Source organism: Haloferax sp. Atlit-4N, from assembly GCF_003383025.1.
In the GTDB taxonomy this organism is placed as follows: domain Archaea; phylum Halobacteriota; class Halobacteria; order Halobacteriales; family Haloferacaceae; genus Haloferax; species Haloferax gibbonsii.
The window spans coordinates 1,189,776-1,215,241 of record NZ_PSYY01000001.1 but is presented as its reverse complement, the minus strand read 5'-3'; the positions used below and the strand labels follow the sequence as shown (position 1 = coordinate 1,215,241).

Genomic DNA, 25,466 nt, shown 5'->3' with positions numbered 1-25,466 from the left:
GCCCGCGGTCTTTCGTTTCTCAGTCTATCGTGACGTGGTCCGACTCCTCGTTGAGCGCGAGGTTCGACGCGATTTCGGCGTTCCGCATCGCGTACTGCGCGGTCTGCTGGAGGCTCACGAGCACCTCGCGAATCTGGAGGAGCTTCTGGTTTTCCATCTCCGGGAGGTCGTTGAGGATGTCGCGCTCGCGGTCGCTTATCTCGCGGAACAGCTCTCGGCACTCGATGGTGAGGTCGTAGTCGCGCTCGACGACGGCCCGAACCGCGGTCGTCGTAATCTCGTCGACGTGGTCGGTGAACTCGCGGATGCGCCGCATCGTCGACTGGTCGACGTCGATGGTGTGCCCCTCGGCGTCCATGACGATGTTGGCGATGTCCTCGGCGTTGTCGGCGGTCAGTTCGAGGTTCTTCGCCACCGAGCGGTAACCGATGAGCGGGAAGCCGGAGTCGAGGCCGACCGCCCGCGCGAGGTTGGGGTTCTGGTAGGACGTGAAGATGAGCCGGAGCAGGAGGACGAAAATCTTGTTCGCCTGTCGCTCGCGGTTGAGCGCCCGCTGGGCGAGGTCGGGGTTGCCGTGGGCGAGCGCCTTGATGGCCTCGCCGCGCATCGTGCTCCCCGTGTTTTCGAGGCGCTCGAGCAGATTGTCGAGGCTGAAGTCCTCCGCGTCGACCGAGCAGCGAATCGCGATTCGCTCGGGCGTCTCCTCGATGACGCCGAGGCCCATGAGCTGGGTCTCGGCCTTGTAGACGGCGTTGATGTGGTCCGAATCGAGCGCGCCCTCGCTTTTCTCGATGTGGATGACGCGCCGTCCGAGGACGTACTGCGCCACGATGGCGCGTTCGAGCGCCTCCGCGTTCAGACTGTCAGCGCGAATCGTCGCCTTCGAGTCCTCCGTGTTGACCGACTCGGGAAGCACGGTCAGCGTTCCCTTGCCGCTCGTCCGAATCGTCACCTCGTCGCCCTTCTCGACGTTGTGTTCCTTGGCCCACTCCGCTGGAAGCGTCATCGCCAGCGTGGAGGGACCGAGACGCTGGACTTTCCGGGTTTCCATGTCAGTCAGAACCCATCCAATGACCTTAAATCTCACTATATTACACCCTCCATGAATAATGCCTTGTGGTTCTCATTGGAGATGGTTCCAAATATTAAATCATTCACGTCGAGCGTCCGGGACGGGGGGAGAGAACCGTCCCGTAGACCGGCGTATTAACGGCGCATTTCTCCGGAACGTCGTCGATACGGACAGATTATGACTGTCCAGACGGTTCATAACTTTACTTCTCCGACACCTCGTAATAAGTGCCTCCCTAGCGACAGGACTGCGGAGGTAACGGGGAGCAAGATGGTATCGAAAACCACACGACAAGAGATGGAGGGAATGCTCGGTCAAGTCCCGGGTTGGATGGAGAGCTTGGCCGAACCGGCGAGTGAGCACAGTTGGGGGCTCTTCCGCGACCTCAACCTCGGGAAAGACACCGAACTATCCGGGCGAGAGAAAGCACTCATCGGGGTCGGCGTCGCGGCCGCGACCAACTGTCCGTACTGTACCTACTTCCACAAAGAAGAGGCACGGTTGGACGGCGTCACAGACGAAGAACTCCGGGAGGCCGTCAACCTCGCCGCCGACACGAAGTACTTCTCGACGGTTCTCCACGGGAACGAGACCGACCTCGACGATTTCAAGACCGAAACGGACGAAATCGTCCAGTACATCACGGAACAACAGGCACCGGCTGACGACTGACGAGACGGTCGACGGGAGCGGCCTCTCGCTCGATTTTTCTGTTGGCGCGACGAGTCGACCGCGACTGAGGTGCGCCGCTCACTCGATTTTCATCATCCGCCGCTCGACCCGGCCCACGCGGACTTTCGTCCACCCGCGGAGGTCGGCGTCGAGGACCGGGTCGTCGGTGTCGACCCGGAGGACCGGAATCGCGTCGAGTTTCGACCGCGAGGCGACGACCGACACGTCGCAGCGGCGAATCACGTCGGGAGAGAGTTGGGGGTTGCCGCGGCCGAAGACGAACCCCTGTCCGCCGATGGGCGTGACGACGATGACGTTCTCCTCGCCGAGACTCGCCAGAATTTCGGCCTCGGTCGCGTCGCGGGCGAGTACCTCGCCGTCGCGGTAGACGTCGACGCCGAGCGGCGACCCGTCGATTCCCAACTCGGCTTTCACCGCGCCGACGGTGCTTCCGGGCCCGAGGACGTAGGTGACGCCCTCGGTCGCACGGATGTCGTCGGCGACGCCCGCGGCGAGCGCCTCGACGGTCCCGCCGCCGGTCTGTTTCGACGACTGGAGGTCCTCGGCGACGGGGACGTGCGCGACCGCCCGAAGCTCCGGCCTGACCTCGCCGGCGCGGTAGTCGTCCTCGTCGATGTCCATGACCTCGCGGGCCTCGGTCCGCTCGAACGAGGTGACGACGTGGGCGGCGTCTTCGGGCGAGACGGCGAAAACGGAGGAGTAGACCTTCACGCCCGCGGGGACGCCGAGCATCGGGACGTCGGTCCCGTCGAGCGCCTCGGCCACGTCCGCCGCGGTGCCGTCGCCGCCGACGAACAACACGAGGTCCGCGTCGGCGTCGACGAACGCCTCGACGGCGGCGACGGTGTCGGCCGCGCTCGTCTCGTCGCCGGACGGACCGCCGAGCACGTCGGGGTCGAACCCGGCGTCTCGGGCGGCCGACGCGCCCATCTCCCCGCCCCACGCGAGCAGTTCCGCCTCGGGGTCGGCCTCGAAGAGCCGCGAGAGCGCCCGTCGCGCCCGCTCCGGCGACCGCGGCTCCGCGCCGCGCGCTCTGGCCTCCTCGACTTTCCCGTCGGTTCCCTTCAGGCCGACCCGGCCGCCCATCCCCGCGACGGGGTTGACGACGACACCGATTCGCATGACTGAACGAACCCGCGCCCGGGGGAAAAGCGACGCGGTAGCCGGCGGTCGAACCGCCCGCCGCGAGCGGCGGTGCCGCGGGCAGCGCGCGTCGACCACGGCGGCGACGTTCAGCCCGCGCCGACCGTCGCCGGAACCTCACCGTTTAACAAGGGGACCGAGCAATTGTCATCCATGATTCCGTTAGAATCCGCCGGACAGGTGCTGCCGACCTCTGAGACGGCCGCGACCGTGCTTCTCGTGGGTATCCTCATGACCGCCGGGTGGCTCTGGTACCTCCAGCGCTGACCCGTCGGCCGACCGACCCTATTCTTCGTACGACTCGACTCGCGCTTCGAGCCACGCGGCCGCCGATTCGACGGTCCCCTCGTCGGCCCCGGCGAGTTTGATTCTGACGTGGTCGCCGGGGTAGCTCCCGACGGTCACGTCGAACTCCGATTGGACGGCCTCGAACCGCTCGATGAGCGAGCTTTCGGGCTCCGACGTGTGGACGAACCGGACGTGAGTCCGCTCGCCCGCGAACTCGTCGGCGACGCGGGCGAACATGGCTTTCATCTCGCCGGGGACGCCGGGGAGCACGTACACCGAGCCGACGACCGCGCCGGGCGCGACGCCCTCGTCGTTCGGGAGCATCCGCGACCCCGCGGGAAGGTCGGTCGTCCCCTCCACGAGGTCCGCCGCGGAGTAGCCGCCGTTCGTCTCCAGCCACTCCTCGGCGTCGGGGTTCCGCTCCAGAGAGCGACCGAACGCGGCCGCGACGGCCTCCATCGTCACGTCGTCGTGGGTCGGCCCGAGCCCGCCGGTGACGACGACGGCGTCGTACTCGGCGTGGTATTCGTTTACCACGCGGGCGATGTCGGCGACGCGGTCGGGGACCGTCGTCACGCGCTCGACGGAGACGCCCCGCTCTGTCAGTTCCGTGCACAACCACGTGGCGTTCGTGTTGACGGTGTCGCCGGCGAGGAGTTCGTCCCCGACGGTGACCACGGCGACTTGCATATCCCGAGGTAGCGGGCTGCGAGGCAAAAAAGCGTTCACACCGGCGACCCGAGTCGGCCGACCGACGCCGCGTCTATCGGGCGTCCGTCAGCGGTCGTCGTCTTCGACGTCCAAGCCGAGTTCCTGTCGGCGGTCGCGGAGCGCCTGAATCTGCCGGCGGTAGTAGAGTATCCCCGCGCCGCCGACGAGCACCGAGACGGCGGCGACCGCCGCGAAGATGCCGAGGTCGCGCTGGAGGTAGAACTGCACGACGACGTTCCCGTCGGTCACCTCGGGCCACCGGATGTGGAGCCGGTCGTCGACGACTTCAGTCTCGTAGCCCGACGGCCGGACCGACCCGAATATCGGGAAGTCGACGCGGCGGTCGGCGGGCAGGACGACCTCGTAGCTCCCCTCGACGAAGACGGGAAGCGAGAACCGCTTCGGCGAGGACGACGAACTGAAGGCGACTTTGCCGGCGCTCCCGGCGTCCGCGGGGAGCGTGACGTTCGTGATGCGGTCGTTCTGGGTCACGTCGCCGCCGCGGGCCTTCAGTTCGGTCCCGTTGATGACGGTCCCGTTCTCGTAGCGGTAGCGGACCGCCTCGACCGGAAGCGGCGTCCGACTGCCGAAGCCGTCGAACCGGTAGAGCTCGACGAACGAGTCGTTCATCTCGTAGACCGCGCGGAATCGGCCGTTGTCCTGGACGGTGATGTGCGCGTCCGTCTCGGCGGTCCACGCGTACTCGCCGTCGGGCGCGGCGTCGAGTCGGTCGTTCGAGACGCTGGATGTGCCGCCGAGACAGCCGGCGGTCACGAGGAGGAGGGCGAGCGCGGCGATACCGACGAGGAGTCGCCTGTTCATCGTCTTACTGGCCGATGACGCACTTCAGTTCGGCCGGCAGGTACGAGCCGATGCTGGCGAGGAGGCCCGGCGGGTCGGTCTCGTCCCGGCAGACGATGCTCTGTTCGAGGAGGCCGAGGCGCTCGACGGTCACGATGTCCTTCGCGTGACCGGCGCGGTTGACCGTCGCGCGGACCTCGCCGCGGGTCGCGCTGTTGACGTTGACGCGACCGCTGCCGCGGGTCCAGTCGTAGAGGCGGTCGACCTGCTCGTCGGCCAGCCGCGAGGGCTCGTCGTCGCCGCCGTAGACGAACGTCAGCGGCATGTGCTGGACGAGGCCGAAGCGGTCGCGAATCTGCGTCGCGGAGCCGCGGCCGAGGCCGAGTTCCTCGGTCGGGATGCGCACCTCGATGCCGGCGTCGAGGACGAAGCCGTCGTCGTCCCAGTGTTCGAGCGTGCCGACGTAGGTCTCACCGGCCGAGAGGTGCGGCGTGACTTCGCCCCACTCCTCGCGGAGGACGTTGCGCGCGACCGTCTCGTCGTCGCCGGAGACCGTCACGGAGATGAAATCGTCGTCGCGGACGCCGATGTCGTACTCCACGTCGAGGTCGCCGATGTCGTTGGCGACGAGCGAGGTGAGGCTGTCGAGCGCGCGGTCGCGGGCGTCGCCGTCGATGTAGCACTTCGTTGCGAGAACGACCATTCAGTTCGTCCCCGTCACTTCGACGTTGAGCTCGTCTCGAAGCTCTTCGATGCGTCGTTCCATCGCGTCGACGAGGTCGTCGTTGTCCATCGGTTCGAGGGGCGCGCCGGTCTCGGGGCACTGGAAGCCGAGCTCCATCGCCTCGGAGAACTCGAAGCGGATGCCGGCGGGCTCCGAGAGGTAGAACTCGTGGTCCCGCTCGTAGTCGAGTCGCTCCTCGAGCGCCTCGAGGAGGCGGTACATCTCCTCTTCGAGGTTCTCGGGGATGTTTTCGTAGTGGAACGTCCAGAGGTAGGTGAGCCAGCCGGAATCCTCGTCGCGGACGCGACGATACGACGCGAGGTCGTTCTCGTAGAGGATAAAGAGCGCACGACGCACGTCGTTGAGCTCGAGCCGCAGTTCCTCGGCGAGTTCCTCGTCGGTGACCTCGCCGTCCGGGGGTGCCGCCGCGACCGGCATCCCAGTGGGCCCAACCAACTCGTGGAGGTACTTCTGGATAACAGGGTCGTTCAGTAACTCCTCAAAAGCCATTGTGCGAAATGGCGTCAGGAACGCCATTAAGTCTTATTACTCCCGGGCAGCGGAGAACCGCCGGCGGGCGCGCCGACGCGTCCGATTACTCCTCGTCGGCCGGGACGACTTTCTTGCCCGTCGCCATCGGGACGACCCGGTTTTCGGCGTCTTCCCACTCGCGGTCGAGCTCGCGCCCGTCGAACAGGCGGTCGAGGAACACCGCGAGGCCGGCGACCTCCGAGTGCGGCTGGTTCGTGACGCCGACGTTCCAGTCCGCCCCCTCGTACACCTCGAAGGGGACCTTCTCCCCGCCGACGACGACGAGAAGCGGTTCTTCGGCGTGCGCCTCGCGGATGTCGGCCTCCACGTCCTGAACGCGCTCGCCGTACATCGTGAGGTGGACGACCTTGCCCTCCCAGTTGCGGATGACGCCGTTGAGCGCCTCGGTGAGTTCGACCTCGAAGGGGCCGCCGAACCGGCCCGTGATGTCCTCGACGGTCTCCATCGAGTGGCCGGCGTTGTCCGGGAGGATGACCCGGTCAGCGCCGAGCGCGCGGGCCGTCAGGCCGACGTGCGTCGTCATCCGGTCGTCGCGCCCCGGCCGGTGTCCGTACCGGAGGACGGCGACCTCGGGTTCGTTGTGCATGTCTCTCCGAAGACGGCGGGGGAAAGTGGCGCTTTCGGAACGCGGGCGGCGGCGCGGCGGTCCCTCGTTCGTTCGTCTGTTCGTCCGCCTGTCTATTCGTCCACCTGTCTGTCCCAGCGGTCGAGATTTATCTGCGCGCCCGCCGCAGACGTATCCATGAGCCACCGCCCCGAAGTCGGCGCGGGCGTCGAGCGCGCCGACCTGTCGAACCGAACCGTGCTCGTGACCGGCGCGACCTCCGGCGTCGGCCGCGAGACGGCGCTCGCCCTCGGTCGTCTCGGTGCGACCGTCTTCGTCCACGGCCGCGACCGGGACGCGGGTCGGACCGTCGCCGCGGCCGTGGAGGACGCCGGCGGCGACGCGGTCTTCTTTCGCGCCGACCTCGCCGAACGGGACACCGTGCGCCGCCTCGCCGAGGCGGTTCGCGACCGGACCGACCGCGTGGACGTGCTCGTCAACAACGCCGGCGCGCACTTCTCGACGGGCGAACTGACCGCCGACGGCGCGGAGAAGACGTTCGCCGTCAACCACCTCGCGCCGTTCGTCCTCACGCACGGGCTCCGCGACCTGCTTCCCGACGACGGTCGCGTCGTCACCGTCTCCTCGGAGGTCCACCGCCGGTTCGAGGGCCCGCTCGACGCGACGAGCCTCGACGACTACGACGGTCTCGACGCCTACGCCCGGTCGAAACTGGCGAACGTTCGCTTCACCGTCGGGCTCGCCGACAGGCTCGACGGCCCGACCGCGAACTGCTGTCACCCCGGCTTCGTCCCGTCGAGCGGCCTGTGGCGCGACGCCTCGCTCCCCGTCCGCGCCGGGGTCGGCCTGCTCTCCCGACTCCCGCGCCGACTCGTCGGCGGCTTCGCGGATACGCCGGCGACGGCCGCCGACACGCCCGTCTACCTCGCCGCGTCGCCGGCCGTCGCGGGAGTAACCGGGTCGTACTTCTCCGACTGCGCGCCGGCCGAGCCGTCGGCCGCGGCGACCGACCCCAAGCACGTCCGGGAGCTGTGGCGGCTGAGCGAGGACCTGACCGGAATCTCGTGGCCCCGGTAGCGCGGGCCGTCACCGACGCCCGGCCGCGGCCCGGAGGGGAAACGGACTTATCACTCGGTCGAATCATCTGAGCCATGTCGCTGGAACTCTCCGACAAGCGCGTCCTCGTGACCGGGGGCGCGGGACTCGTCGGCTCTCACCTCGCCGCGCGCCTCTCCGAGGATAACCACGTGGTCGTCGCCGACGACCTCTCGAAGGGGGACCGCGAGCAGGTCCCCGACGGCGTCGAGTTCGTACAGGCCGACATGACCGACCCCGACGACGTCGCCGAGGCCGTCACCGAGGACCTCGACATCGTCTTCCACTTCGCGGCCTACACGGACACGAACTACGGCAATCCCCGTCAGCTGTTCGAGGAGAACACCGAGATGACCTACAACATCCTCGAACGGATGCAGGAGGTCGGCGTGTCGAACATCTCCTTTACCTCCTCGTCGACGATTTACGGCGAGGCCCCTCGACCGACGCCCGAGGACTACGCGCCCCTCGAACCAATCAGCATCTACGGCTCCTCCAAGCTCGCCGACGAGGGCCTCTTGTCGACGTTCGCCCACTCCTACGACGTCACGGTCTACATGTACCGCTTCGCCAACATCGTCGGCCCGAACCAGCGCGGCAACGTCATCCCCGACTTCATCGAGAAGCTCCTCGAAGACCCCGAGACGCTCGAAATCCTCGGCGACGGCCGACAGGAGAAGTCCTACCTCCACGTCGAGGACTGCATCGACGCGATGTGCCACATCGTCGAGCACGCCGAGCGCGACTACAACGTCTACAACCTCGGCACGCGGACGACCACTTCGGTGACGACCATCGCGAACATCGTCGCCGACGTGCTGGACCTCGACCCCGAGTTCGAGTACACCGGCGGCGACCGCGGCTGGACCGGCGACGTGCCGAAGATGCGCCTCTCCATCGAGAAGCTCTCCGCGCTCGGCTGGGAGCCCGACGGGTCGAGCGACGAGGCCGTCCGCCGCGCGGCCGAGGAACTCGCCGAAGAGCTCCGCGCCGAGTACGAATAACGCCGACCGATACCCGCGGCCGACACCGCGGGGCGACGCCCGGCGGGCCCCGCAGTTCGCCCCGGGAGCGAGCCACCTTTCTACCGCGACTCCCTACCCCGGAGCGTGCAGGTCGTCGGCTACGATACCGGAACTCCCGCGCTGTTCGTGAGCGAGAGCGGCGGCATCGACTCGGTCGCGCTCGACCCCGGCACCGAACTCGACTACCGCCTCGGCGAGCGCCACTGCGCGGGCACCGTCCACGACGACCGACACGTCTCCTGCGACAACGACCGCGCACCCTACTGCTCGGACCACCGCCACACGTGGGTCTGCGCGAAGTGCACGGGGACGTGTCTGAAAGACGAGATGGACTGTTACGAGGACCACGCGGTCTACCTCGCGGCGTTCGCCCCCGACACGTTCAAAGTCGGCGTCACCCGCGAGTGGCGGCTCGACACCCGCCTGCGCGAGCAGGGCGCGGACCGCGCGGCCCACGTCCGAACGTTCTCCGATGGCCGCGTCGCCCGCGAGTACGAGGCCGAACTGGCGACCGAGATTCCGGACCGCATCCGCGTCCCGACCAAAATCGAGGGGTTCGGCCGGGCGGTCGACGCCGCGGCGTGGGACGCCCTCGTCGCCGAGTTCGACCCCATCGAGACGTTCGTGTTCGACTACGGTCTCGACCTCGACGGCTCGCCGGTCGCAGAAACCGTCGCCACGGGAACGGTCCGCGGCGTGAAGGGGCGCGTGCTCGTCCTCGACCACCGCGGGACGACCTACGCGGTCGACATGCGCGACCTCGTCGGCCACGAACTCGGCGACGGCGGGACCGACCGCGACCTCCAGTCGAGCCTCGGCGCGTTCGGGTGAGCGACGTCACGATTCTCAGAGACCGTCAGCACTTTCCGGGAGGACGGCCAACTCGCTCTCATGGCTGACGACGAACCCGCAGACGAGACGCAGACGCCCGACGAGGGCGACGACGGCGAAGAGGAGAAGTCGTTCCGCGAGCGGGTCGAAGAGATTCGACAGCGCCGCGAGAAAGAGCGCGAGGAAGGCGAGCGCCCCGACCCCGAAGAGATGATGGGCGGCGGCGGCCCCGGCGGCATGGGCGGCGGCGGCAACCCGTTCGCGCAGATGATGAGCGGCATGATGGGTGGCGGCGGCCCCGGCGGTATGGGCGGCGGCGGCGGCCCCGGCGGCATGGGCGGCGGTCCCGGAAGTATGGGCGGCGGCCCGCGCGACCCCGAGCAGGGAAGCGGAAGCGACGAACAGCTCGTCCGCGAGGTCCGACAGCTCCGCGACGAGGTCCGCGACGTGAACCGCGAACTGCGCCGCATCGCCGACGCGCTCGAAGGTCGCGACTAACGCGGTTTCGCAGTCGGTCTCGCTGTTTTTTATTCCGACGCCAACCGGTCGTAGAGCGCCGCGAGTCGGTCGACAGAGCGGTCGACGCTCACCTCGTCACGGCGGTCGAGACACCGCGCGCTGAGTGCCTCGCGTTCCGCCAGCGCCCGCCGAATCCCGTGGCGGAAGCCGTCTAAGTCGCCTGACTCGTAGTGGTAACCAGTCACGCCGTCGAGGACGGTGTCCTCCAGCGCGCCCTCGTTAACGCCGACGACGGGCGTCCCGCAGGCGTTGGCCTCCAGCGCGACGAGCCCCTGTGTCTCGACGGGGCTCGGAAAACAGAACACGTCGAGCGCGGAGTAGAACGCCGGCAGCTCCTCGCGGTCGAGGAAGCCGAGGAAGTGCGCGTCCACGCCGAGGTCGTCGGCGAGGGCTGACAGCTCGTCGCGGGCGGGGCCGTCGCCGCCGAAGACGAGCGTCGCGTCGAGGTCGGCCGCGGCCCGGACGAGTTCGTCGAGACGCTTCTCGTAGCCGTGGCGGCCCGTGTAACCGATGAGCGGGCCGTCGCCGAGGTCGTAGCGGCGGCGGAAGTCGTCGCCCTCGACGGGTTCGAACCGCTCCACGTCGATGCCGTTCGAGAGGACGACGATTTCGGCCTCGACGCCGACCTCGTCGACGAGGCGGCGCTCGGCGTCCTCGCTCGGGACGATGACCGCGTCGGCGCGGTCGAAGAACCATCGCTCGTACCGCTCGGCGGTGCGCTCGACGCCGCGCTCGATAGCGCCGACGGAGCTGAGGTACTCGGCGTACTCGCCGGTCGGGGTGTGGTAGGTCGCCACGAGCGGGAGGTCGCGCCGGCGGGCGAGTCGGAGGCCGGCCAGTCCGAGGCCGAACGGGGTGTGGGCGTGGACCACGTCGACGTCGTCGACGGCCCCCGGAATCCGCGGCGCGCCGATTCGAATCCCCTCGTAGAACGGGAAGGGAAGGCTTCGGACGCCGTACTCGCCGGGCTCGGGGTCGTAGTCTTCGTCCGCCGGGAACACCACGTCCATGCGACCGCCGCGGCGGTGCCACCGCTCGCGCCACGTCTGAATCGTGTAGGTGACGCCGTTGACGGTCGGTAGGTACGTGTCGGTGAACGCGGCGACCGACTGCATGGCCGTTCGTGCGACCCCGACGGGATAAACCGTTGTGACTTCCCGCTGGACTGTCGTGTGTTACCGAATCAATCGGCCGCCTCCCGGGGGTCGGCCAACGAGACTCGCCGGTCGGGGGGCGGCCACTCAGCCTTCGAGTCGCCCGGACAGCGCGTCCTCGTACGTCTCGACGAGCCTGTCGCCGACGCGGTCGAGGCTGTGTTCGGCGGCCGTCTCGCGGGCGTTCTCGCCGAGTCGCCGCCGGAGGTCGGGGTCGCGGGCGAGCAGGTCGAGCGCCCGGCGGAACTCCGCGTCGGTCGAACACTTCAGGCAGTCGTGGCCGTGGGTGTAGAACTCCTCGAACACCGGGATGTCGCGGAGGACGACCGCCTTCCCGCAGGCCATCGCTTCGAGGACGGCGATGCCCTGATTCTCGTTTTTCGTCGCGAAGAGGTAGACGTCGCCCGCGCCGAACGCGCCGCGGATGTCGTCTATCCACCCGGTGAACGTGACGTTCTCCGGGGCGTTTTCGACCCAGTATCGAACTTTCTTCGAGGCGTGCGGGCCGGTGTCGTAGGGGCCGAACCACGCGAAGTCGTAGTCGGTCTCCTGGGCGAGCGTGCAGAACGTCGTGAGGCCCTTGCGCTCGAAGACGTTGCCGACGGTGAAGACGGTCATGCCGTCGAGGTCGTACCTCTCTCGGTACTCGTCGCGGAGGTCCTCGAAGCCGTCGAGCGCCTCGGTGTCGACGCCGTTCGAAATCGGTCGAATCGGCGCGTCGACCGGGTAGGATTCGAGCGTTCGCTTCGTGTACTCGGAGGGACAGAGCACCACGTCGGCCTGCGAGTAGAACCACTTGAGGTACTTCCCGAGGGCGGGGGCGACCGCGGTCGACCCGCGGAAGCTCTCGGCGAAGTCCTCGCGGGTGACGTGCGAGTGGAGCACGAGCGGGATGTCGTTCCGTTTGGCGTGTCCGGCCACGGCGAGCGACCCGGGGCCGATGAGGTTGCAGTGGGCCACGTCGTAGTCGCGGACGACCCCGTCGCCCCGCAGGAGGCCCGCGGCACCCGCGGCGGCCGACTCGGGCCACGGGGAGGTGACGACCTCCACGTCGGTCGTGGCGAGGGCCGCCCGCTGCTGGTCGGTGGCGGTGCCGATGCCGCTGCGTTCGAGTTGCGAGGCGAACTCGAGGTAGTTCAGGACGCGCACAGTCGCCGTTTTTCCGGGTGGGGTATCACAGTACCGGCTTCGGCTCCGCGTCGCGGTTCGGAACGTCTTTGTCCGGGCCGCTCGCCCGAACGTGTATGAACATCGCGGAGGAGCGCATCGACCGACTCCACGACCTCGCCCGCGAGGCGGCGAGCGACCGCGACCACGAGCGCGCCCGCGAGTACGTCCGCCTCGCCCGCCGGGTCGCAGAGCGGAACCGCTGCGGCCTCCCGAAGGCGTTCCGCCGGTTCACCTGCGACGACTGCGACGCCTACCTCCGTCCCGGCGTCAACGCCCGCGTCCGGACCCGCGCCGGCGGCCGCGTCGTCGTCAGATGCGACTGCGGGGCGACGAAACGCTATCCGTACTGACCGCCCGCCGGCGATTCCGGCAGTATCGACCCGTTCTCGCGTGTGTACGACAACCAAACGGCCGCCAAAGCCTTACTATTGAAGCCCTCTGGCACATAGTGGAGGCCACACATGAACACGCAGGAGCTGCGAAAGGAGGCCCACGACGTCGACGTGACCGTCTGGGTGGGTAAGAGCGGAATCGAAGCGGTGGTCGGCGAACTCAACGACCAGCTGGCCGACCGGAACCTCGTGAAAGCGAAGTTCCTCCGGGCGGCGCTCGGCGGCACGACGGTCGACGAGGCGGCGGCTGACCTCGCAGACCGGGTGAACGCCGAACTGATAGAGACGAGGGGGAAGACCGCGGTCTACCACCGATGAACGCGCTCGCACTCCCGCTCCAACTGCAGGGTGACGGCGGCGCTATCGGTCGACTCCTCACCCAGCAGAACGTCCCGTACGCCGAGACGCTCGGGACGCTCCTGGGTCTCGTTCTCGGCTTCGTCGTCGTCTACATCGTCGGCAAGGCGGTCGTGTCGTCCGCGCTCAACCGCGTCCTCGACCGGCGCGGCGCGGAGGAACACGCCAAAAAGCCCCTGATGAAAATCGCGACCCTCGTCGTGGCGTTCGTCGCCCTCGGCGCGGGGTTCGCGTTCGCCGGCCTCGGCAACATCCTGCAGTCGCTCGCCACCATCGGCGCGGCCGCGACGCTCGCTATCGGCTTCGCGATGCAGGACGTCATCGCCAACTTCGTCGCCGGCATCTTCATCTTCACCGACAAGCCGTTCCGCATCAACGACTGGATTGAATGGGACGGCAACTCCGGCGTCGTCGAAGACATCTCCTTCCGCGTGACGCGCGTTCGCACCTTCGACAACGAACTGCTCACCGTGCCGAACTCGCAGCTCACCGACGGCGTCATCAAGAACCCCGTCGCGAAGGACAAACTCCGCCTGCAGGTGCCGTTCGGCATCGGCTACGACGACGACATCCAGCAGGCGACCGACATCATCCTCGACGAGGCCGAAAACCACGAGGGAATCATGACGACGCCCGAGCCGTCGGTCAGACTGACCGAACTCGGCGACTCGTCGGTCACGCTCAAGTCGCGCATCTGGATTTCCCAGCCCAGCCGCGCCGACTTCGTGAAGACCCGCGGCGAGTACGTTACCGCCGTCAAAGAGCGGTTCGACGAGGAGGGAATCGACATCCCCTACCCGAACCGCACCCTCAGCGGCGAACTCTCGGTCGGCGGCGCGGAGCGCCTCGCGCAGTCGAACGACTGAGGAAAAACAACGCCGACCGCGGGACCGACCCGCGGCGGTCGACCGCGACCCGATTTTTCCGACTCCCGACGCGCTGCCTAGAGTTCGATGCGCTCGACGAGCCTGTCGTCGGACTTCGTGTTGACCGCGACGATGCGGACGTGTTCTTCGAGACCGGAGCCGTCGAGTTTCGCCTTCAGGAGGTTGTCGACCTGATAGACGCCCGCGGCGTTCACCATCTCGATTTCGACGAGGACGGGGGAGTCCTCGCCGGGCTTCAGGACGACGTTGTTGATGGCGCGGCTGGAGAGCGTGTTGATGCCGCGGCCGCCCTTCTCGTAGGGGATGCGCGACCGGCCGCGCTCCATGTCGAGCGCGTCGGCGACGCGGATGACGCCGGCTTCGAGCGTGAGCGGGTCCTCCTCGCGGTGGTGACAGAGGATGGCGTGGAGGACTTCCGCCTTGATTCGGACCGCGTCGGCGAGGCCGTAGAACTCGGGGAGGAAGCGGTCGAGCACGTCCGACGCGAGCGGAATGGAGTAGTACGCGTGGTTGTCGCGGTGGACGATGTGACCGATGTCGTGCAGTTGCGCCGCGAGGGCGATGATGACCGCTTCGTCGGCCTCGTCGAGTCCCTGCTCGGCCGCGCCGTTGAACTCGCAGCCGCCGGCCTTGAGCAGGTCGTACAGCCGAAGCGCGCGGTTCAGAACGATTTCGATGTGCTTCGGGCCGTGGTCGTTGTAGCCCTTGCGCGTCACCGCGTTCACGTTCTGCGCTTCGAGGAGCGTCGTCACTTCCTCGTCGTCGAGGAGCGCGGGGAGCACCTCGTTGAGCTTCTCGTCGGGGAAGGCGTGGTCCGCCTCGGGGTCGTAGACGCGGCCGCCGTTCAGGGTGTCTTCGGTATCGCTCATGAACCGCAGGTGGTCGCACGGAGAGAAAAGAACTTGGGCTCCGAATCAGGTGCGCTAACGCGTCTCGTGGCGGGGTGCGCCTACGCGGCCTCGGTCGGTTCTTCGAGCTTCGCGGCGGCGGCCTCGACCGCGTCGTAGTCGGGTTCGACGCCGGGGTCGTCGCTGACCCACGCGTAGGTGACCTCGCCGTCTCCGTCGACGACGAACACCGCGCGCTTCGCCACGCGGTTGACGCCGAGGCTCGCGAAGTCCATCGCCACGTCGTAGGCGTCGACGAGTTCGCGGTTCGTGTCGCTGATGAGTCCGAAGTTGAGGCCGTTCTGCTCGGCGAACTCCGTCAGCGTGAACGGCGTGTCGATGCTGATGCCGTACACCGTCGCGCCGACGTCCTCGAAGTTGGCCATCTGGTCGCGGAAGGTGCACATCTCGGTGGTGCACGTGCCGGTGAAGGCCGCGGGGAAGAACGCGAGGACGATGGGCGCGTCGTCGAGGTTCTCGGAGAGCGTGAACGACTCGATGTCGCCGTCGATGTCGGTAAGCGGTGCGGTGAAGTCCGGGGCTGCGTCGCCGACTGATACCATACGGGTGGCATTCGACTCCGCACACATTATTTCACCGTCGTCGGAAATTCAGGGGACCGGTGGTGACGGACCGACCCAGTCGGCGCAGCGGAACGCCCGAGCGTGTCCGGCACCCCGGCCACAAGCTTTTCGTAGGAGCTACGCGCCGAGACGCGTCGATTCGGGCGATGCGGGAGTTCCGGTACGCCGATATTCCGTCTTTCCAGAACCCGCAGAAGGCAAAAAGCCTATAATTGCCACTAGGTAACGCAGAAATAGCGATGTTCGAGACCATCACTCCACTGTTCCCGGGACTCCCGGGCGGGCCCGAGCTGCTCGTCGTTCTGCTCATCGTCGTCCTGCTGTTCGGCGCGAACAAGATTCCGAAGCTCGCTCGGTCCTCCGGGCAGGCCATCGGCGAATTCCAGCGCGGCCGCGAGGAAATCGAGGACGAACTGCAGGATATGAAAGGCGACGACGAAGACGAAGACGACGCCACCGAGAGTTCGGCCGACTCGGTCGAAACCGAATCCGCTTCGACCAAATCGTCGAACTAACCGCAGCTCACTCTCTCTCTTCTGCCCGCGCAGGGCGAACCACGCGATTTTTGACCAGTCCTGAGAGATTGCGCCGTAGGGCGTGTGGCCTAGTGGACAGGGCGAGAGGTTCCTAACCTCTCGATCGCGGGTTCGAATCCCGTCACGCCCGTTATCGTGATGAGCGGAGCGAATCCGATAACGCAACGTGCGGGATTCGAATCGGGGAGCGAACGTCAGTGAGCGACCGGGGTTCGAATCCCGTCACGCCCGCTTCGCTCACTTCGTTCGCTCAGCGGCCGCGACGGACATCGCGAATCCTCCGGATTCGCTCAATCCCGTCACACCCGTTCGCCACTTCGTTCGCTCAGCGGCCGTTCCTGAGTCCCACTCGCTCTGCTCGCGGGATTCCCGTCACGCCCGCTTCGCTCGTCGCGACGCTCCTCGCTGCACGGCCGTGGTAGAATCGCAAACCCTCGGTTCCAATCCCGTCGCAAACGCCTCTGACTCACCGCTCTTTCGTCTCCACGGCGGAATCCCGGCCCGCAACGGCGACGGTCCGTCTCCCGTGTTGCACGACATATCAGAAAACAACTATCCCGCGGGCGTCCCTCGATTCGCCCCGGTTCACGCCGCGATAAAGCCCCGATTTAGCCGGCCGTCTGGATGCGTCGCCACGACCTTCCCTGATAAAATAGTATAAAAATACAACTTAAACAGGACTTAAACTGTGAATTAGCTGAGAAAAAGACTTTTCCATCGGCCCGGATACCCGGTGACAATGGCAACCGACGACGCCGACGGAGGGGAGCGAAAGGCGTTAACGGGTGATGTAACGCCGCCCGTGGAGAGCGACACCGCTCCGGAGCAGGCGTCGAACGCGCGCGTCGGGTCGTACACGTGGGCAGACTTTCTCGAGGAGTACGGAAGCGACGGCGACGTGGAAGCCCTCTACGGGACCGACCCGCGGACGCGACGCGACGCGCCCGGCACGTCCCGGTGGGAGGAAGACGACGAGCGGGCGGCCTCGACGCCGACCCGGACCGACTGGGACCGCGTCGACCTCGACCCCGAAGAGTACCTCGACTGTCACCCGGTCGACGCGGCGGAGTTCATCGGTAAGCGCGGCGCGCACGCGACGAACATCAACGAGCAGTTCGAGGCGTTTTGCGACCCCGAGACGACCCCCGTCGTCAAGGACGTCTGGCTGTGGGAACACTACAAGCGGGAGTACTACTACGAGGACGACGGTTCCCGCCCGCGGGATTCCGAGGGCGAAATCGTCCGCTTCGACGCCGAGGAGGCGCTCGGGTTCGACCCCGACTACATCGAGAACGCGCTCGCGCGGGCCGGCCAGCGCGCCGAGGAACTCGACGCCGTCGTCGAGGAGCGCACGGTCGACGTGGACCCCGAGTTCGACGAGGACGCGTTCTTCTCCAGCGTCGACGGCACGACCACGCTGGCGAACCGCTACGACCTCGAGAAGGCCGTCCCGATGGAGAAGAAGACGCACTTCCGCGAGGTCGAGCGCTACTGGGTGAACAAGCCCTACGCGTTCGTCATCATCTTCCACTCCGTCAAGGAAAACGAGAAGAAGTACTACGTGGTCGAACCGCACCTGAACCGCATCGAAGACGACCTGACGGAGTTCCTCACGAACAAGCTTCGGACCGCCATCAAGTACGGCGACGAGAGCGTCGTCGAGGGCGGCCGCGACAACCGCGGACGGGTCATCGAGGCCGAGACGTACGAACTGCTCTCGCGGTACGACCTCTACGACCCGCCGGCGACGGCATCCGCGGCTGGCAAAAGCGACGACGGCTCAGACGCTGACGGGGCGTCGGCTGCCTCTCCGGGCCTCGCGTCTCGGCTCGGACTGGGCGGCCTCCTCGGTGGCGGAGGTGGGTCGCCGGACGGCTCTTCGGCGACTCCCGCGACCGCCGGGCGATTCGGCGGACTCGGCGGCATCGGGTCCCGACTCGGGTTCGGTTCCGTCTTCGGCGGTCCCGCCCGCGACGCCGACGATGACGCCCCGCTCGGCGGCATCGACGGTATCGCCGCCCGACCCGAACCGGCGGTCCTCGCCGACGACGCCGACGACCTGAACGACTACCAGGTGCGAAAACTCCAGTACTACCTCCGCCGCGACTTCATCGGCTACGAGCGCATCGACGGCATCAAACACGACATCAACGTCGAGGACATCTCCTGCGACGGCTACAACTCGCCGGTGTTCGTCTACCACTCCGACTACGAGCAGATCATCTCGAACGTCTACCACGGCGAGGGCGAACTCGACGACTTCGTCGTGAAACTCGCCCAGCGCTCCGGGAAGGGCATCTCGAAGCGCCGCCCGCAGGTGGACGCGACGCTCCCCGACGGGTCTCGCGCGCAACTCACCCTCGGTCGCGAGGTGTCGGACCACGGGACGAACTACACCATCCGCCAGTTCAAGGACGTCCCCTTCACGCCCATCGACCTCATCAACTGGTCGACGTTCTCGCTGGAGGAGATGGCGTTCCTCTGGCTCTGCATCGAGAACGACAAGAGCCTCATCTTCGCGGGCGGCACGGCGTCGGGAAAGACCACCTCGCTCAACGCCGTCTCGCTTTTCATCCCGTCGAACACGAAAATCGTCTCCATCGAGGACACCCGCGAGGTCGAACTGCCCCAGCGTAACTGGATCGCCTCCGTCACCCGGCCGTCGTTCGCGGACGACGACAAGGGCGACGTGGACGAGTTCGACCTGCTCGAAGCCGCGCTCCGCCAGCGCCCGGACTACATCGTCATGGGCGAGATTCGCGGCGAGGAGGGCCGGACGCTGTTTCAGGTCATGTCCACGGGTCACACCACCTACACGACGTTCCACGCCGACTCGGTCGGCGAGGTGCTCAAGCGGTTTACGACCGCGCCCATCAACGTCTCGAAGACGATGTTCACCGCCCTCGACCTCGTGTCCATCCAGACCTCGACGCGGGTCGGCGGCAACAAGGTGCGCCGGAACAAGTCGCTCACCGAAATCAACCACTACGACCCCGAGAACGACGAGATAAACGTCCAAGACGTCTACCAGTGGCAGGCCGAGACCGACGAGTTCCTCCAGATGGGTTCGTCGAACACGCTCGAAGAGATCAAGTTCGACCGCGGCTGGAATCAGGAGACGCTCGAACTGGAGATTTTCAAGCGACAGGTCATCCTCGCGTACCTCATCGACCGCGGGCTCAACACCTACACGCAGGTCGCGGCGACGTTCCAGGCGTTCATCAACGACCAGGACACCATCCTCGGGCTGATGGCGACCGACGACCTCGAACGGAGCCTCGAAGACCTCCGGGAGATGGAGTCGGTCCACATCAACATCGACCCCGAGAGCGAGGCGATGGTCCCGCGACCCGACCCGCCGGAACACGTCCGAAAGCTGGCGAAGGAAATCCTCCGCCGGGCCGAAGACGAACTGTTCCCCGACTACCGCGACCGCGACGTGGGCGAGGTCGCGGAGGCGCTCAACCACATGCGCGACGAGCCGGACGTGGAGGCGACGCCCGGCGAGCGCGGCGAACTCGACTCGCTCGACGCGTCGACCCGAGACCCCGAACTCGACGAGGGAGACGACCGCGACGAACTGGACGCCGGCGACGAAACCCCCGAAATCGAAGGCGACGACGGGCCGTCCTCGCTCGACGGCGAGGACGAGACGCCGGCGCTGGAGGCGGGGCGCGACGAGGCGGACGCGGACCGCGAGGGCGACGAGCCGACCGGCTTCGGCGACACCAGCGGGGCGTTCGGCTTCGACGACGCGCCCTCCTTCCCCGACTCCGACGGCGACGACCCGGACCTCGACGACTTCTTCGGCGCGTTCGGTATCGACGACGAGTCGGACTCGGCCGCGGCTTCGGACGGCACGGCGGGGCGAGGCGAACCCGACAGGGCCGCCCCCGACGATGAGGCCGACGCCGACGACGCGGCCGACGAGACGTGGGGCGGGTTCGAGGCCGCCGAGGCCGACGACCCACACGAGGGCGACGAGGCCGACGACGCGGGCGCTCGCGGGGCCGACTCCGGAGAGGGCGAGTAGATGAGCAACCTCGATTCGAAGACCTCGGGCGGTCTCGACCGCAGCACCGACACCCTCGGCGACGCCTTCTACCCGCTGTTTCAGCTCATCTTCGACGAGGACGGCGAGTTCGTCGCCGACATCGAAGAAAAGCTGCAGCAGGCGCGGATGCCCGACACCGTCGAACTCTACCTCTCGCGGGCGCTCGCGGTCGGCGTGCTCGTCGGCCTCGCGCTGTGGCTCGTCGGGATGGTCGTCGGCTACGGCGTCTTCGCGCTCGGCCTCGTCTCGGCGGACTCGCTGAGCCTCGGCATTCCGGTCGGAAGCGAGTCCACGGCGGCCACGCTCCGGTCGCTCGCGATGCCCGCAGCCGTCGTCCTCTCGGGGCTCTTCTTCGGGTCGCTCGGCTTCGCAGGCGGGTTCGGGACGCTCGTTGCGATTCCGTACTCGACCGCGTCCGCCCGCAAGCGCGAGATAAACATGCTCCTGTCGGACTCCATCTCGTTCATGTACGCCCTTTCGGTGGGCGGGCTGAACCAACTGGAGATTCTGGAGGCGATGGCGCGCGCCGAAGACACCTACGGCGAGGTCTCCCGGGAGTTCCAGAGCATCGTCCAGGAGACGGAGTACTTCGGCACCGACTACCGAAACGCCATCCGCCAGCAGGCGATTTTGACCCCCTCGGACGACCTCTCGCAGTTCCTGACGGACATGCTCTCTATCGTCAACTCCGGCGGCAACATGCAGGGCTTCCTCGACGACAAGAAGGACAAACACCTCCGGACCGCGAAACAACAGCAAGAACAGACGCTGGAGACGATGGAACTATTCGGCGAGATGTACATGACGCTCTCGCTGTTTCCGCTGCTTCTCATCATCATCCTCGTCATCATGAGCATGCTCGGGGAGGCCCAGTCGAGGCTGCTGTACGCGACCGTCTACGGGCTCATCCCGCTGACCGGCGTCGGCTTCCTCGTCCTCGTCTCGACGGTCAAGCAGGACGAAATCGGCGACGGCTTCCTCAGCCCCGAAGACGAGAGCGACCGCCTGCAGGGCCAACAGCGCGAGGGGCTCGTCCACATGGGGCTCGTCGAGAGCTACGTCGGCGAGTTCAGCCTCTTTTCGCGCATCAAATCCCGCGAGGGGACGTTCAAGACGAAAGAACTCCTGCGCCGCCCGCATCTGTTCTTCAAGCGGCATCCGCTTTTCACCCTCGCGCTGACGGTGCCCGCGGCGCTCTCGCTCCTCGCCGTCTCCGTCGTCGAAGGTGCCGCCCCGACGACGTGGGACGGGATGGTTTCCAACCCCGTCTGGGGGACGTTCATCTGGTTCTACGTCCCGGTCTACCTCGTCGCGGTGCCGCTCGCCGTCTTCCACGAGTGGAACGTCCACTCGCGGGCGGCCATCACCGGGAAGCTCTCCGACAACCTCCGAAAACTGTCGAGCGCGAACGACACCGGCCAGACGCTCCTCGAGTCCATCAAGACCGTCTCGGACACCTCCTCGGGGAAGCTCGCCGACGAGTTCGAGGTGATGTACGCGAAGGTCCACTACGGGATGAGCCTCAAGGAGGCGCTCGTCGAGTTCAACAACAAGTACCACATCCCGCGGCTCGCCCGGACGGTCAAGCTCATCACGAAGGCCCAGGAGGCGTCGAGCCAGATAACCGAGGTCCTGACGACGGCCGCGCAGGCCTCCGAGAACCAAGACGACATCGAGCGCGAGCGCATCTCGCGGACCCGGATGCAGGTCGCAATCATCCTCATGACCTACGTGACGCTGCTGGCGGTGATGGCCATCCTGAAGACGCAGTTCCTCGACGTGATGGCCGGCCTCTCCTCGCAGGCGTCGAGTTCCGGCGGCGCGACGACCGGTGGCCCGAGCTTCGGCGGCGGCATCGACCCCGACCTGCTGTCGCTTCTGTTCTTCCACGGCGTCACCATCCAGGCGATGCTCTCGGGGTTCATCAGCGGCTACATCCGCAACGCGGACCTCCTCTCGGGGGTCAAGTTCGTCGTCATCCTCCAGACGCTCTCGCTCGCGGTGTGGATGGTGGTCGGCTGATGCGGCGACGCGGCCCGCCGGACGACCGACGCGAGACGAGCGGCCGGAGCGCCCGCGCCCAGACGACCATCGACTTCGCCGTCGGCGTCGGCATCTTCCTCCTTGCGGTCGCGTGGGTCGTCGGCACCATCCCGCAGATTCTCGACCCCTTCGAGGCCGAACAGGACCGCCCGCTCGTCGCGAACCGCGCCGCCGACTCGCTCACCCAGCGCCTGCTCGTCGACGACGAGAATCCGGACGTGCTCGACGCGGTCTGCACCGAGGCGTTCTTCGACGGGGACCCGCCGCCCGGCGACTGCGACTACGGGAGCGCCGACCCCAACGCCGCGACCGGAATCGACGCGTCCTACGGCCTCAACGTCACGCTCTCGCGGGGTGGGACCGTCGTCGAGACGACCGGCGAGCCGGTCTCGACAACCCGGAGCGTCGTCGCCGCCCGGCGGGCCGTCCTCCTCGACGGCGAACTCCACGAGCTATCGGTGAGGGTGTGGTGACCGTGTCTCGCGCACAGGCCCACGCGCTCGAAGCCATCGTCGCCGCGATGGTGCTCCTCGCCAGCGTCACGTTCGCGCTGCAGGTGACCGCGGTGACGCCCCTGACCGCGAGTACGTCGAGCCAGCACATCGAGAACCAGCAGGCCGCCGTCGCCGACGGCGTCCTGACGGCGGCCGCCGAGACCGGCGCGCTGAAGCGGACGGTGCTGTTCACGCACCCCGAAAACGGGAGCTTCTACGGCATCGACGCGCGCGGCTACTACGTCGACGGCGGCCCGCCGACCGCCTTCGGGGCGATGCTCGACGAGTCCTTCTTGGACCGCGGCATCGCGTTCAACGTCTACGTGCACTACCTCCGCGACCGGGAGGTCCGCCGGACGAGCCGACTCGTGTTCATGGGTGAACCGAGCGACCACGCCGTCTCGCGGACTCGGGTCGTGACGCTCGCGGACGACGACGCGCTGACCGAGCCGGGAACGTCGCCGGGCGGCGAGCCGCGCGCGGTCGAGACGACCAAGACGCTCGAATCGGTCGCCGCCGCGAGCGACGAGACGTATTTCATCCAAGACGGGAGCGCGGGGCCGCTCTACGGCGTCGTCGAAGTGGAGGTGGTCGTATGGCGGATGTGACCGACTCCTTCGAGCGCGCGAGCGACGAGGCGACGGGAGCCGCGCGCTTCACCGGCGACGACCGCGGCCAACTGATGCTCGTCGCCGCGCTCGCAATCGCGGTCCTCCTCGTCGGTCTCGCGCTGACGCTCAACACCGCGATTTACACGGAGAACCTCGCCACGCGGACGACCGATACGAGCCTCGACGGGGCGGTGAGCCACGGCCGCACGGTCGAAGCCGGCGCGGGAGTCCTCCTCGACGAGACCAACCGCGAGGGCGGAACGTACGCCGAACTCGCCGGCTCGTTCGACGAGACGTTCGGCAACTGGAGCGACGCGGCCGCGACGCTCGCCGCGGTCAGGGGAGCCGCGACGAACGCCTCGCGCGTCGACCACGTCGAGGGCACCCGAATCTCGCAGACCGACGCGGCGCGGAACTTCACGGACGGGAGCGAGTCGACCGACTGGACGCTCGCGAGCGACGTCGGCGTCCGCGGCGTTCGGTTCAACGTCTCGCGCGACTCGCTCGCGACGAGTAGCGGGTCGGCGTTCGAACTCGTCGTCGACGACGGGACGAACGTCGTCGAGACGGAGGTCTACCGGAATTCGACGCGGGCCTTCGTGACCGTCGAGGACGCCGGCGGGACGCGGGCGACCTGTAGCGTGGCGGCCGACGCGGGCGATTACGTCACGATTGACGTTGCCGACGGCCGACTCAACGGGACCGCCTGCGACCCGCTCGACGCGGTCCACACCGACCTCGACGGCACGGTCGCGGTCTCGTACCGGAACGCCGTGCAGGCCGAGGGGAGCTACGAACTGTACGTGAACGAGACGAACGCGACGGTGTTCGACGCGGCGAAGTACGCGTCCGCCGAGAGCGGGTCGTCGCCGGTCGCAGAGCAGGCGCTGTACGCCGTCACCGTCTCGTACGTCTACGAGACCGGCGAGACGTACGTCTACCGAGAGCTTCGGGTCGCGCCGGGTGAGATTGCGTGACGCCGCCGACGGCTCCGGACGGACGCGGGGACCGCGTTCGGCGCGGGAGCCGCGGGAGCCGCGCCCGCTCCCGCTCCCGTTCGACCGACCGCGGCGTCTCGACGGCGCTCGGCTACGTCCTCACGCTCTCCATCACGGTCGTTCTCATCTCGGGGCTGTTGGTCGCCGCCGGCGGCTTCGTCTCCGACGAGCGCGAGCGGGTCACCGAGACGGAACTCGACGTGGTCGGAAACCGGCTCGCGGCCGGCGTCGAATCGGTCGACCGAATCGGGGCCGCGCCGGGCGAGTCGCGGGTCGAGGCGACGGTTCGACTGCCCCCGAGGGTCGCTGGCACGACCTACTCCATCGAGGTGGTGTCGGGGTCGCCGAACGAACTCGTGCTCACTTCGACCGACCCCGAGGTGACGGTTCGCGTCCCCGTCTCGACCGAGACCTCGCTGACCGCGAGCCGGGTCGACGGCGGCGACGTGACCATCACCTACGACCCGTCGTCGGGGCTGGAGGTGAACTCGTGAGCGACCGCGCGGTGAGCGACACCCTCGGGTTCGTCTTCGTCTTCGCCATCGTCCTCTCGATGGTCGGTCTCGTGTCCGCCGTCGGGATGACCGGTCTCCAAGACGCCCGCGACGTGGAGCGCGTCAACAACGCCGAGCGCGCCCTCGACATCCTCGGCGACAACATGGAGGACATCGCCGACCGCGGCGCGCCGAGTCGGGCCACGGAGGTGAAGTTGCAGGACGCCCGCCTGACACTCGACCGCCCCGTCGAGTTCGTCGTCTCCGGGGAGTTGACGTCGGACCCGTCGGTCAACTTCACGAACACCTACGACGTCTCGCCGGTCGTCTACGCGGCCGATTCAAGCGACGAACGAGTGGTCTACGCGTTCGACGCGCTCCTCAGGACCCGCGGCGACAGCGGGACGTTCGTCCGGCGACCGTCGTTCGTGCTCACCGAAGAGCGGGTGTTGATTCCGGCGTTCGTGACGCGCCCCGACGAGGAGGCGACGACCTCGGTCGGCGGGTCGGGGACGTTCCTCATCCGAGCCGACAAGGCCGCGAGCGACGTGTTGGCCGCGCGGACCGACGGGCAGTACGACGTGAATCTAACCGTTCGCTCCCCGCGTGCGGCGCTCTGGCGCGCGGAGCTATCGAGCCGTCCCGACGTGACCTGCGACCCGGTCGTCCCGGCCGCGACGCCCGACGGCTATCCGAGCGTCTCGTGTTACGTGAACGGGGCCGACCGCGTCTACGTCGTCTCGACGTCGGTCGATATGACGTTCGCCGACTGAGGATAGGACGCCG

At 67.5% G+C, this 25,466-nt stretch carries 27 protein-coding genes and 1 tRNA gene; 17 read left to right on the top strand and 11 right to left on the bottom strand.

Annotated elements, in window-relative coordinates; all coding sequences use genetic code 11:
- Positions 1–19: 19 nt before the first annotated feature.
- Positions 20–1,051 carry a phosphate uptake regulator PhoU gene (locus tag C5C07_RS06350; RefSeq protein ID WP_050458925.1) on the bottom strand — a complete coding sequence of 344 codons (1,032 nt, stop codon included), beginning with the start codon at positions 1,049–1,051 and terminating at the stop codon, positions 20–22.
- A 318-nt stretch (positions 1,052–1,369) separates the two neighbouring features.
- On the opposite strand from C5C07_RS06350, the gene C5C07_RS06345 reads away from it, so the two are divergent.
- Positions 1,370–1,744, top strand: a complete 375-nt coding sequence (locus C5C07_RS06345; protein ID WP_004977403.1) for a carboxymuconolactone decarboxylase family protein — start codon at positions 1,370–1,372, stop codon at positions 1,742–1,744.
- Between the two features lie 78 nt (positions 1,745–1,822).
- Here C5C07_RS06345 and C5C07_RS06340 read toward each other — a convergent pair whose 3' ends face one another.
- From C5C07_RS06340 to C5C07_RS06315, 6 genes are all read right to left on the bottom strand, one after another.
- The gene (locus C5C07_RS06340; RefSeq protein ID WP_050458923.1) at positions 1,823–2,887 is read right to left on the bottom strand and encodes an ATP-NAD kinase family protein; all 1,065 of its coding nucleotides are present in this window, start codon (positions 2,885–2,887) and stop codon (positions 1,823–1,825) included.
- A 306-nt stretch (positions 2,888–3,193) separates the two neighbouring features.
- On the bottom strand, positions 3,194–3,886 hold the full coding sequence (locus tag C5C07_RS06335; RefSeq protein WP_115804749.1) for a molybdopterin-binding protein: 693 nt from the start codon (positions 3,884–3,886) through the stop codon (positions 3,194–3,196).
- Between the two features lie 87 nt (positions 3,887–3,973).
- The gene (locus C5C07_RS06330) at positions 3,974–4,729 is read right to left on the bottom strand and encodes a DUF5803 family protein (RefSeq protein WP_050458922.1); all 756 of its coding nucleotides are present in this window, start codon (positions 4,727–4,729) and stop codon (positions 3,974–3,976) included.
- 4 nt (positions 4,730–4,733) lie between these two features.
- Positions 4,734–5,411: a DUF2110 family protein gene (locus C5C07_RS06325; RefSeq protein ID WP_004977408.1), complete on the bottom strand. Its 678-nt coding sequence runs from the start codon at positions 5,409–5,411 to the stop codon at positions 4,734–4,736.
- Positions 5,412–5,942: a transcription factor TFIIE subunit alpha gene (locus tag C5C07_RS06320; RefSeq protein ID WP_004977409.1), complete on the bottom strand. Its 531-nt coding sequence runs from the start codon at positions 5,940–5,942 to the stop codon at positions 5,412–5,414.
- 85 nt (positions 5,943–6,027) lie between these two features.
- The gene (locus C5C07_RS06315; RefSeq protein ID WP_004970839.1) at positions 6,028–6,570 is read right to left on the bottom strand and encodes a tRNA (cytidine(56)-2'-O)-methyltransferase; all 543 of its coding nucleotides are present in this window, start codon (positions 6,568–6,570) and stop codon (positions 6,028–6,030) included.
- A 156-nt stretch (positions 6,571–6,726) separates the two neighbouring features.
- On the opposite strand from C5C07_RS06315, the gene C5C07_RS06310 reads away from it, so the two are divergent.
- The 4 genes from C5C07_RS06310 to C5C07_RS06295 all read left to right on the top strand — a co-directional run bounded on the left by C5C07_RS06310 (position 6,727) and on the right by C5C07_RS06295 (position 9,998).
- The gene (locus C5C07_RS06310) at positions 6,727–7,626 is read left to right on the top strand and encodes an SDR family oxidoreductase (protein ID WP_115804748.1); all 900 of its coding nucleotides are present in this window, start codon (positions 6,727–6,729) and stop codon (positions 7,624–7,626) included.
- A 74-nt stretch (positions 7,627–7,700) separates the two neighbouring features.
- Positions 7,701–8,648, top strand: a complete 948-nt coding sequence (locus C5C07_RS06305) for an NAD-dependent epimerase/dehydratase family protein (RefSeq protein WP_004977411.1) — start codon at positions 7,701–7,703, stop codon at positions 8,646–8,648.
- 105 nt (positions 8,649–8,753) lie between these two features.
- Positions 8,754–9,500, top strand: a complete 747-nt coding sequence (locus C5C07_RS06300) for a DUF2797 domain-containing protein (RefSeq protein WP_115804747.1) — start codon at positions 8,754–8,756, stop codon at positions 9,498–9,500.
- Positions 9,501–9,560: 60 nt separating this feature from the next.
- Positions 9,561–9,998, top strand: a complete 438-nt coding sequence (locus C5C07_RS06295) for a hypothetical protein (RefSeq protein ID WP_004977413.1) — start codon at positions 9,561–9,563, stop codon at positions 9,996–9,998.
- 29 nt (positions 9,999–10,027) lie between these two features.
- Here C5C07_RS06295 and C5C07_RS06290 read toward each other — a convergent pair whose 3' ends face one another.
- Both C5C07_RS06290 and C5C07_RS06285 read right to left on the bottom strand, forming a co-directional pair.
- Positions 10,028–11,134 carry a glycosyltransferase gene (locus C5C07_RS06290; RefSeq protein ID WP_050458920.1) on the bottom strand — a complete coding sequence of 369 codons (1,107 nt, stop codon included), beginning with the start codon at positions 11,132–11,134 and terminating at the stop codon, positions 10,028–10,030.
- Positions 11,135–11,260: 126 nt separating this feature from the next.
- Positions 11,261–12,322: a glycosyltransferase family 4 protein gene (locus C5C07_RS06285; protein WP_004977415.1), complete on the bottom strand. Its 1,062-nt coding sequence runs from the start codon at positions 12,320–12,322 to the stop codon at positions 11,261–11,263.
- A gap of 95 nt (positions 12,323–12,417) precedes the next feature.
- On the opposite strand from C5C07_RS06285, the gene C5C07_RS06280 reads away from it, so the two are divergent.
- From C5C07_RS06280 to C5C07_RS06270, 3 genes are all read left to right on the top strand, one after another.
- Positions 12,418–12,693, top strand: a complete 276-nt coding sequence (locus tag C5C07_RS06280; RefSeq protein WP_004977416.1) for a ribonuclease P protein component 4 — start codon at positions 12,418–12,420, stop codon at positions 12,691–12,693.
- A 111-nt stretch (positions 12,694–12,804) separates the two neighbouring features.
- Positions 12,805–13,053 (top strand): YhbY family RNA-binding protein, encoded by a 249-nt coding sequence (locus tag C5C07_RS06275; protein WP_004977417.1) that lies wholly within the window; start codon positions 12,805–12,807, stop codon positions 13,051–13,053.
- On the top strand, positions 13,050–13,958 hold the full coding sequence (locus C5C07_RS06270) for a mechanosensitive ion channel family protein (RefSeq protein ID WP_004977418.1): 909 nt from the start codon (positions 13,050–13,052) through the stop codon (positions 13,956–13,958). The genes C5C07_RS06275 and C5C07_RS06270 overlap by 4 nt, the downstream gene beginning before the upstream one ends.
- Positions 13,959–14,035: 77 nt before the next feature.
- Here the strand turns inward: C5C07_RS06270 and C5C07_RS06265 are convergent, their stop codons facing one another.
- Together C5C07_RS06265 and C5C07_RS06260 are read right to left on the bottom strand one after the other, a co-directional pair.
- Positions 14,036–14,848, bottom strand: coding sequence for an HD domain-containing protein (locus C5C07_RS06265; RefSeq protein ID WP_050458917.1), 813 nt, complete (start codon positions 14,846–14,848; stop codon positions 14,036–14,038).
- Between the two features lie 80 nt (positions 14,849–14,928).
- Positions 14,929–15,429 (bottom strand): redoxin domain-containing protein, encoded by a 501-nt coding sequence (locus C5C07_RS06260; RefSeq protein ID WP_004977420.1) that lies wholly within the window; start codon positions 15,427–15,429, stop codon positions 14,929–14,931.
- 260 nt (positions 15,430–15,689) lie between these two features.
- Between C5C07_RS06260 and C5C07_RS06255 the strand changes: the two genes are divergently transcribed.
- The 9 genes from C5C07_RS06255 to C5C07_RS06215 all read left to right on the top strand — a co-directional run bounded on the left by C5C07_RS06255 (position 15,690) and on the right by C5C07_RS06215 (position 25,453).
- Positions 15,690–15,965 carry a twin-arginine translocase TatA/TatE family subunit gene (locus C5C07_RS06255; RefSeq protein WP_004977421.1) on the top strand — a complete coding sequence of 92 codons (276 nt, stop codon included), beginning with the start codon at positions 15,690–15,692 and terminating at the stop codon, positions 15,963–15,965.
- 78 nt (positions 15,966–16,043) lie between these two features.
- Positions 16,044–16,116: transfer RNA gene (locus C5C07_RS06250), tRNA-Arg, on the top strand.
- A gap of 609 nt (positions 16,117–16,725) precedes the next feature.
- Positions 16,726–20,019 (top strand): type II/IV secretion system ATPase subunit, encoded by a 3,294-nt coding sequence (locus C5C07_RS06245; RefSeq protein ID WP_115804746.1) that lies wholly within the window; start codon positions 16,726–16,728, stop codon positions 20,017–20,019.
- Positions 20,020–22,062: a type II secretion system F family protein gene (locus C5C07_RS06240; RefSeq protein ID WP_004977425.1), complete on the top strand. Its 2,043-nt coding sequence runs from the start codon at positions 20,020–20,022 to the stop codon at positions 22,060–22,062.
- A complete protein-coding gene (locus C5C07_RS06235) occupies positions 22,062–22,556 on the top strand; it encodes a hypothetical protein (RefSeq protein WP_004977426.1) in 495 nt (164 codons plus the stop codon). The genes C5C07_RS06240 and C5C07_RS06235 overlap by 1 nt, the downstream gene beginning before the upstream one ends.
- Positions 22,550–23,185, top strand: a complete 636-nt coding sequence (locus C5C07_RS06230; RefSeq protein WP_004977427.1) for a hypothetical protein — start codon at positions 22,550–22,552, stop codon at positions 23,183–23,185. The genes C5C07_RS06235 and C5C07_RS06230 overlap by 7 nt, the downstream gene beginning before the upstream one ends.
- Positions 23,173–24,165: a hypothetical protein gene (locus tag C5C07_RS06225; RefSeq protein WP_004977428.1), complete on the top strand. Its 993-nt coding sequence runs from the start codon at positions 23,173–23,175 to the stop codon at positions 24,163–24,165. The genes C5C07_RS06230 and C5C07_RS06225 overlap by 13 nt, the downstream gene beginning before the upstream one ends.
- Positions 24,162–24,680 (top strand): hypothetical protein, encoded by a 519-nt coding sequence (locus C5C07_RS06220; protein ID WP_115804745.1) that lies wholly within the window; start codon positions 24,162–24,164, stop codon positions 24,678–24,680. The genes C5C07_RS06225 and C5C07_RS06220 overlap by 4 nt, the downstream gene beginning before the upstream one ends.
- Complete coding sequence (locus C5C07_RS06215) at positions 24,677–25,453, top strand: hypothetical protein (protein WP_004977430.1); 777 nt, start codon at positions 24,677–24,679, stop codon at positions 25,451–25,453. Before C5C07_RS06220 ends, C5C07_RS06215 begins: the two co-directional genes overlap by 4 nt.
- Positions 25,454–25,466: the final 13 nt, after the last annotated feature.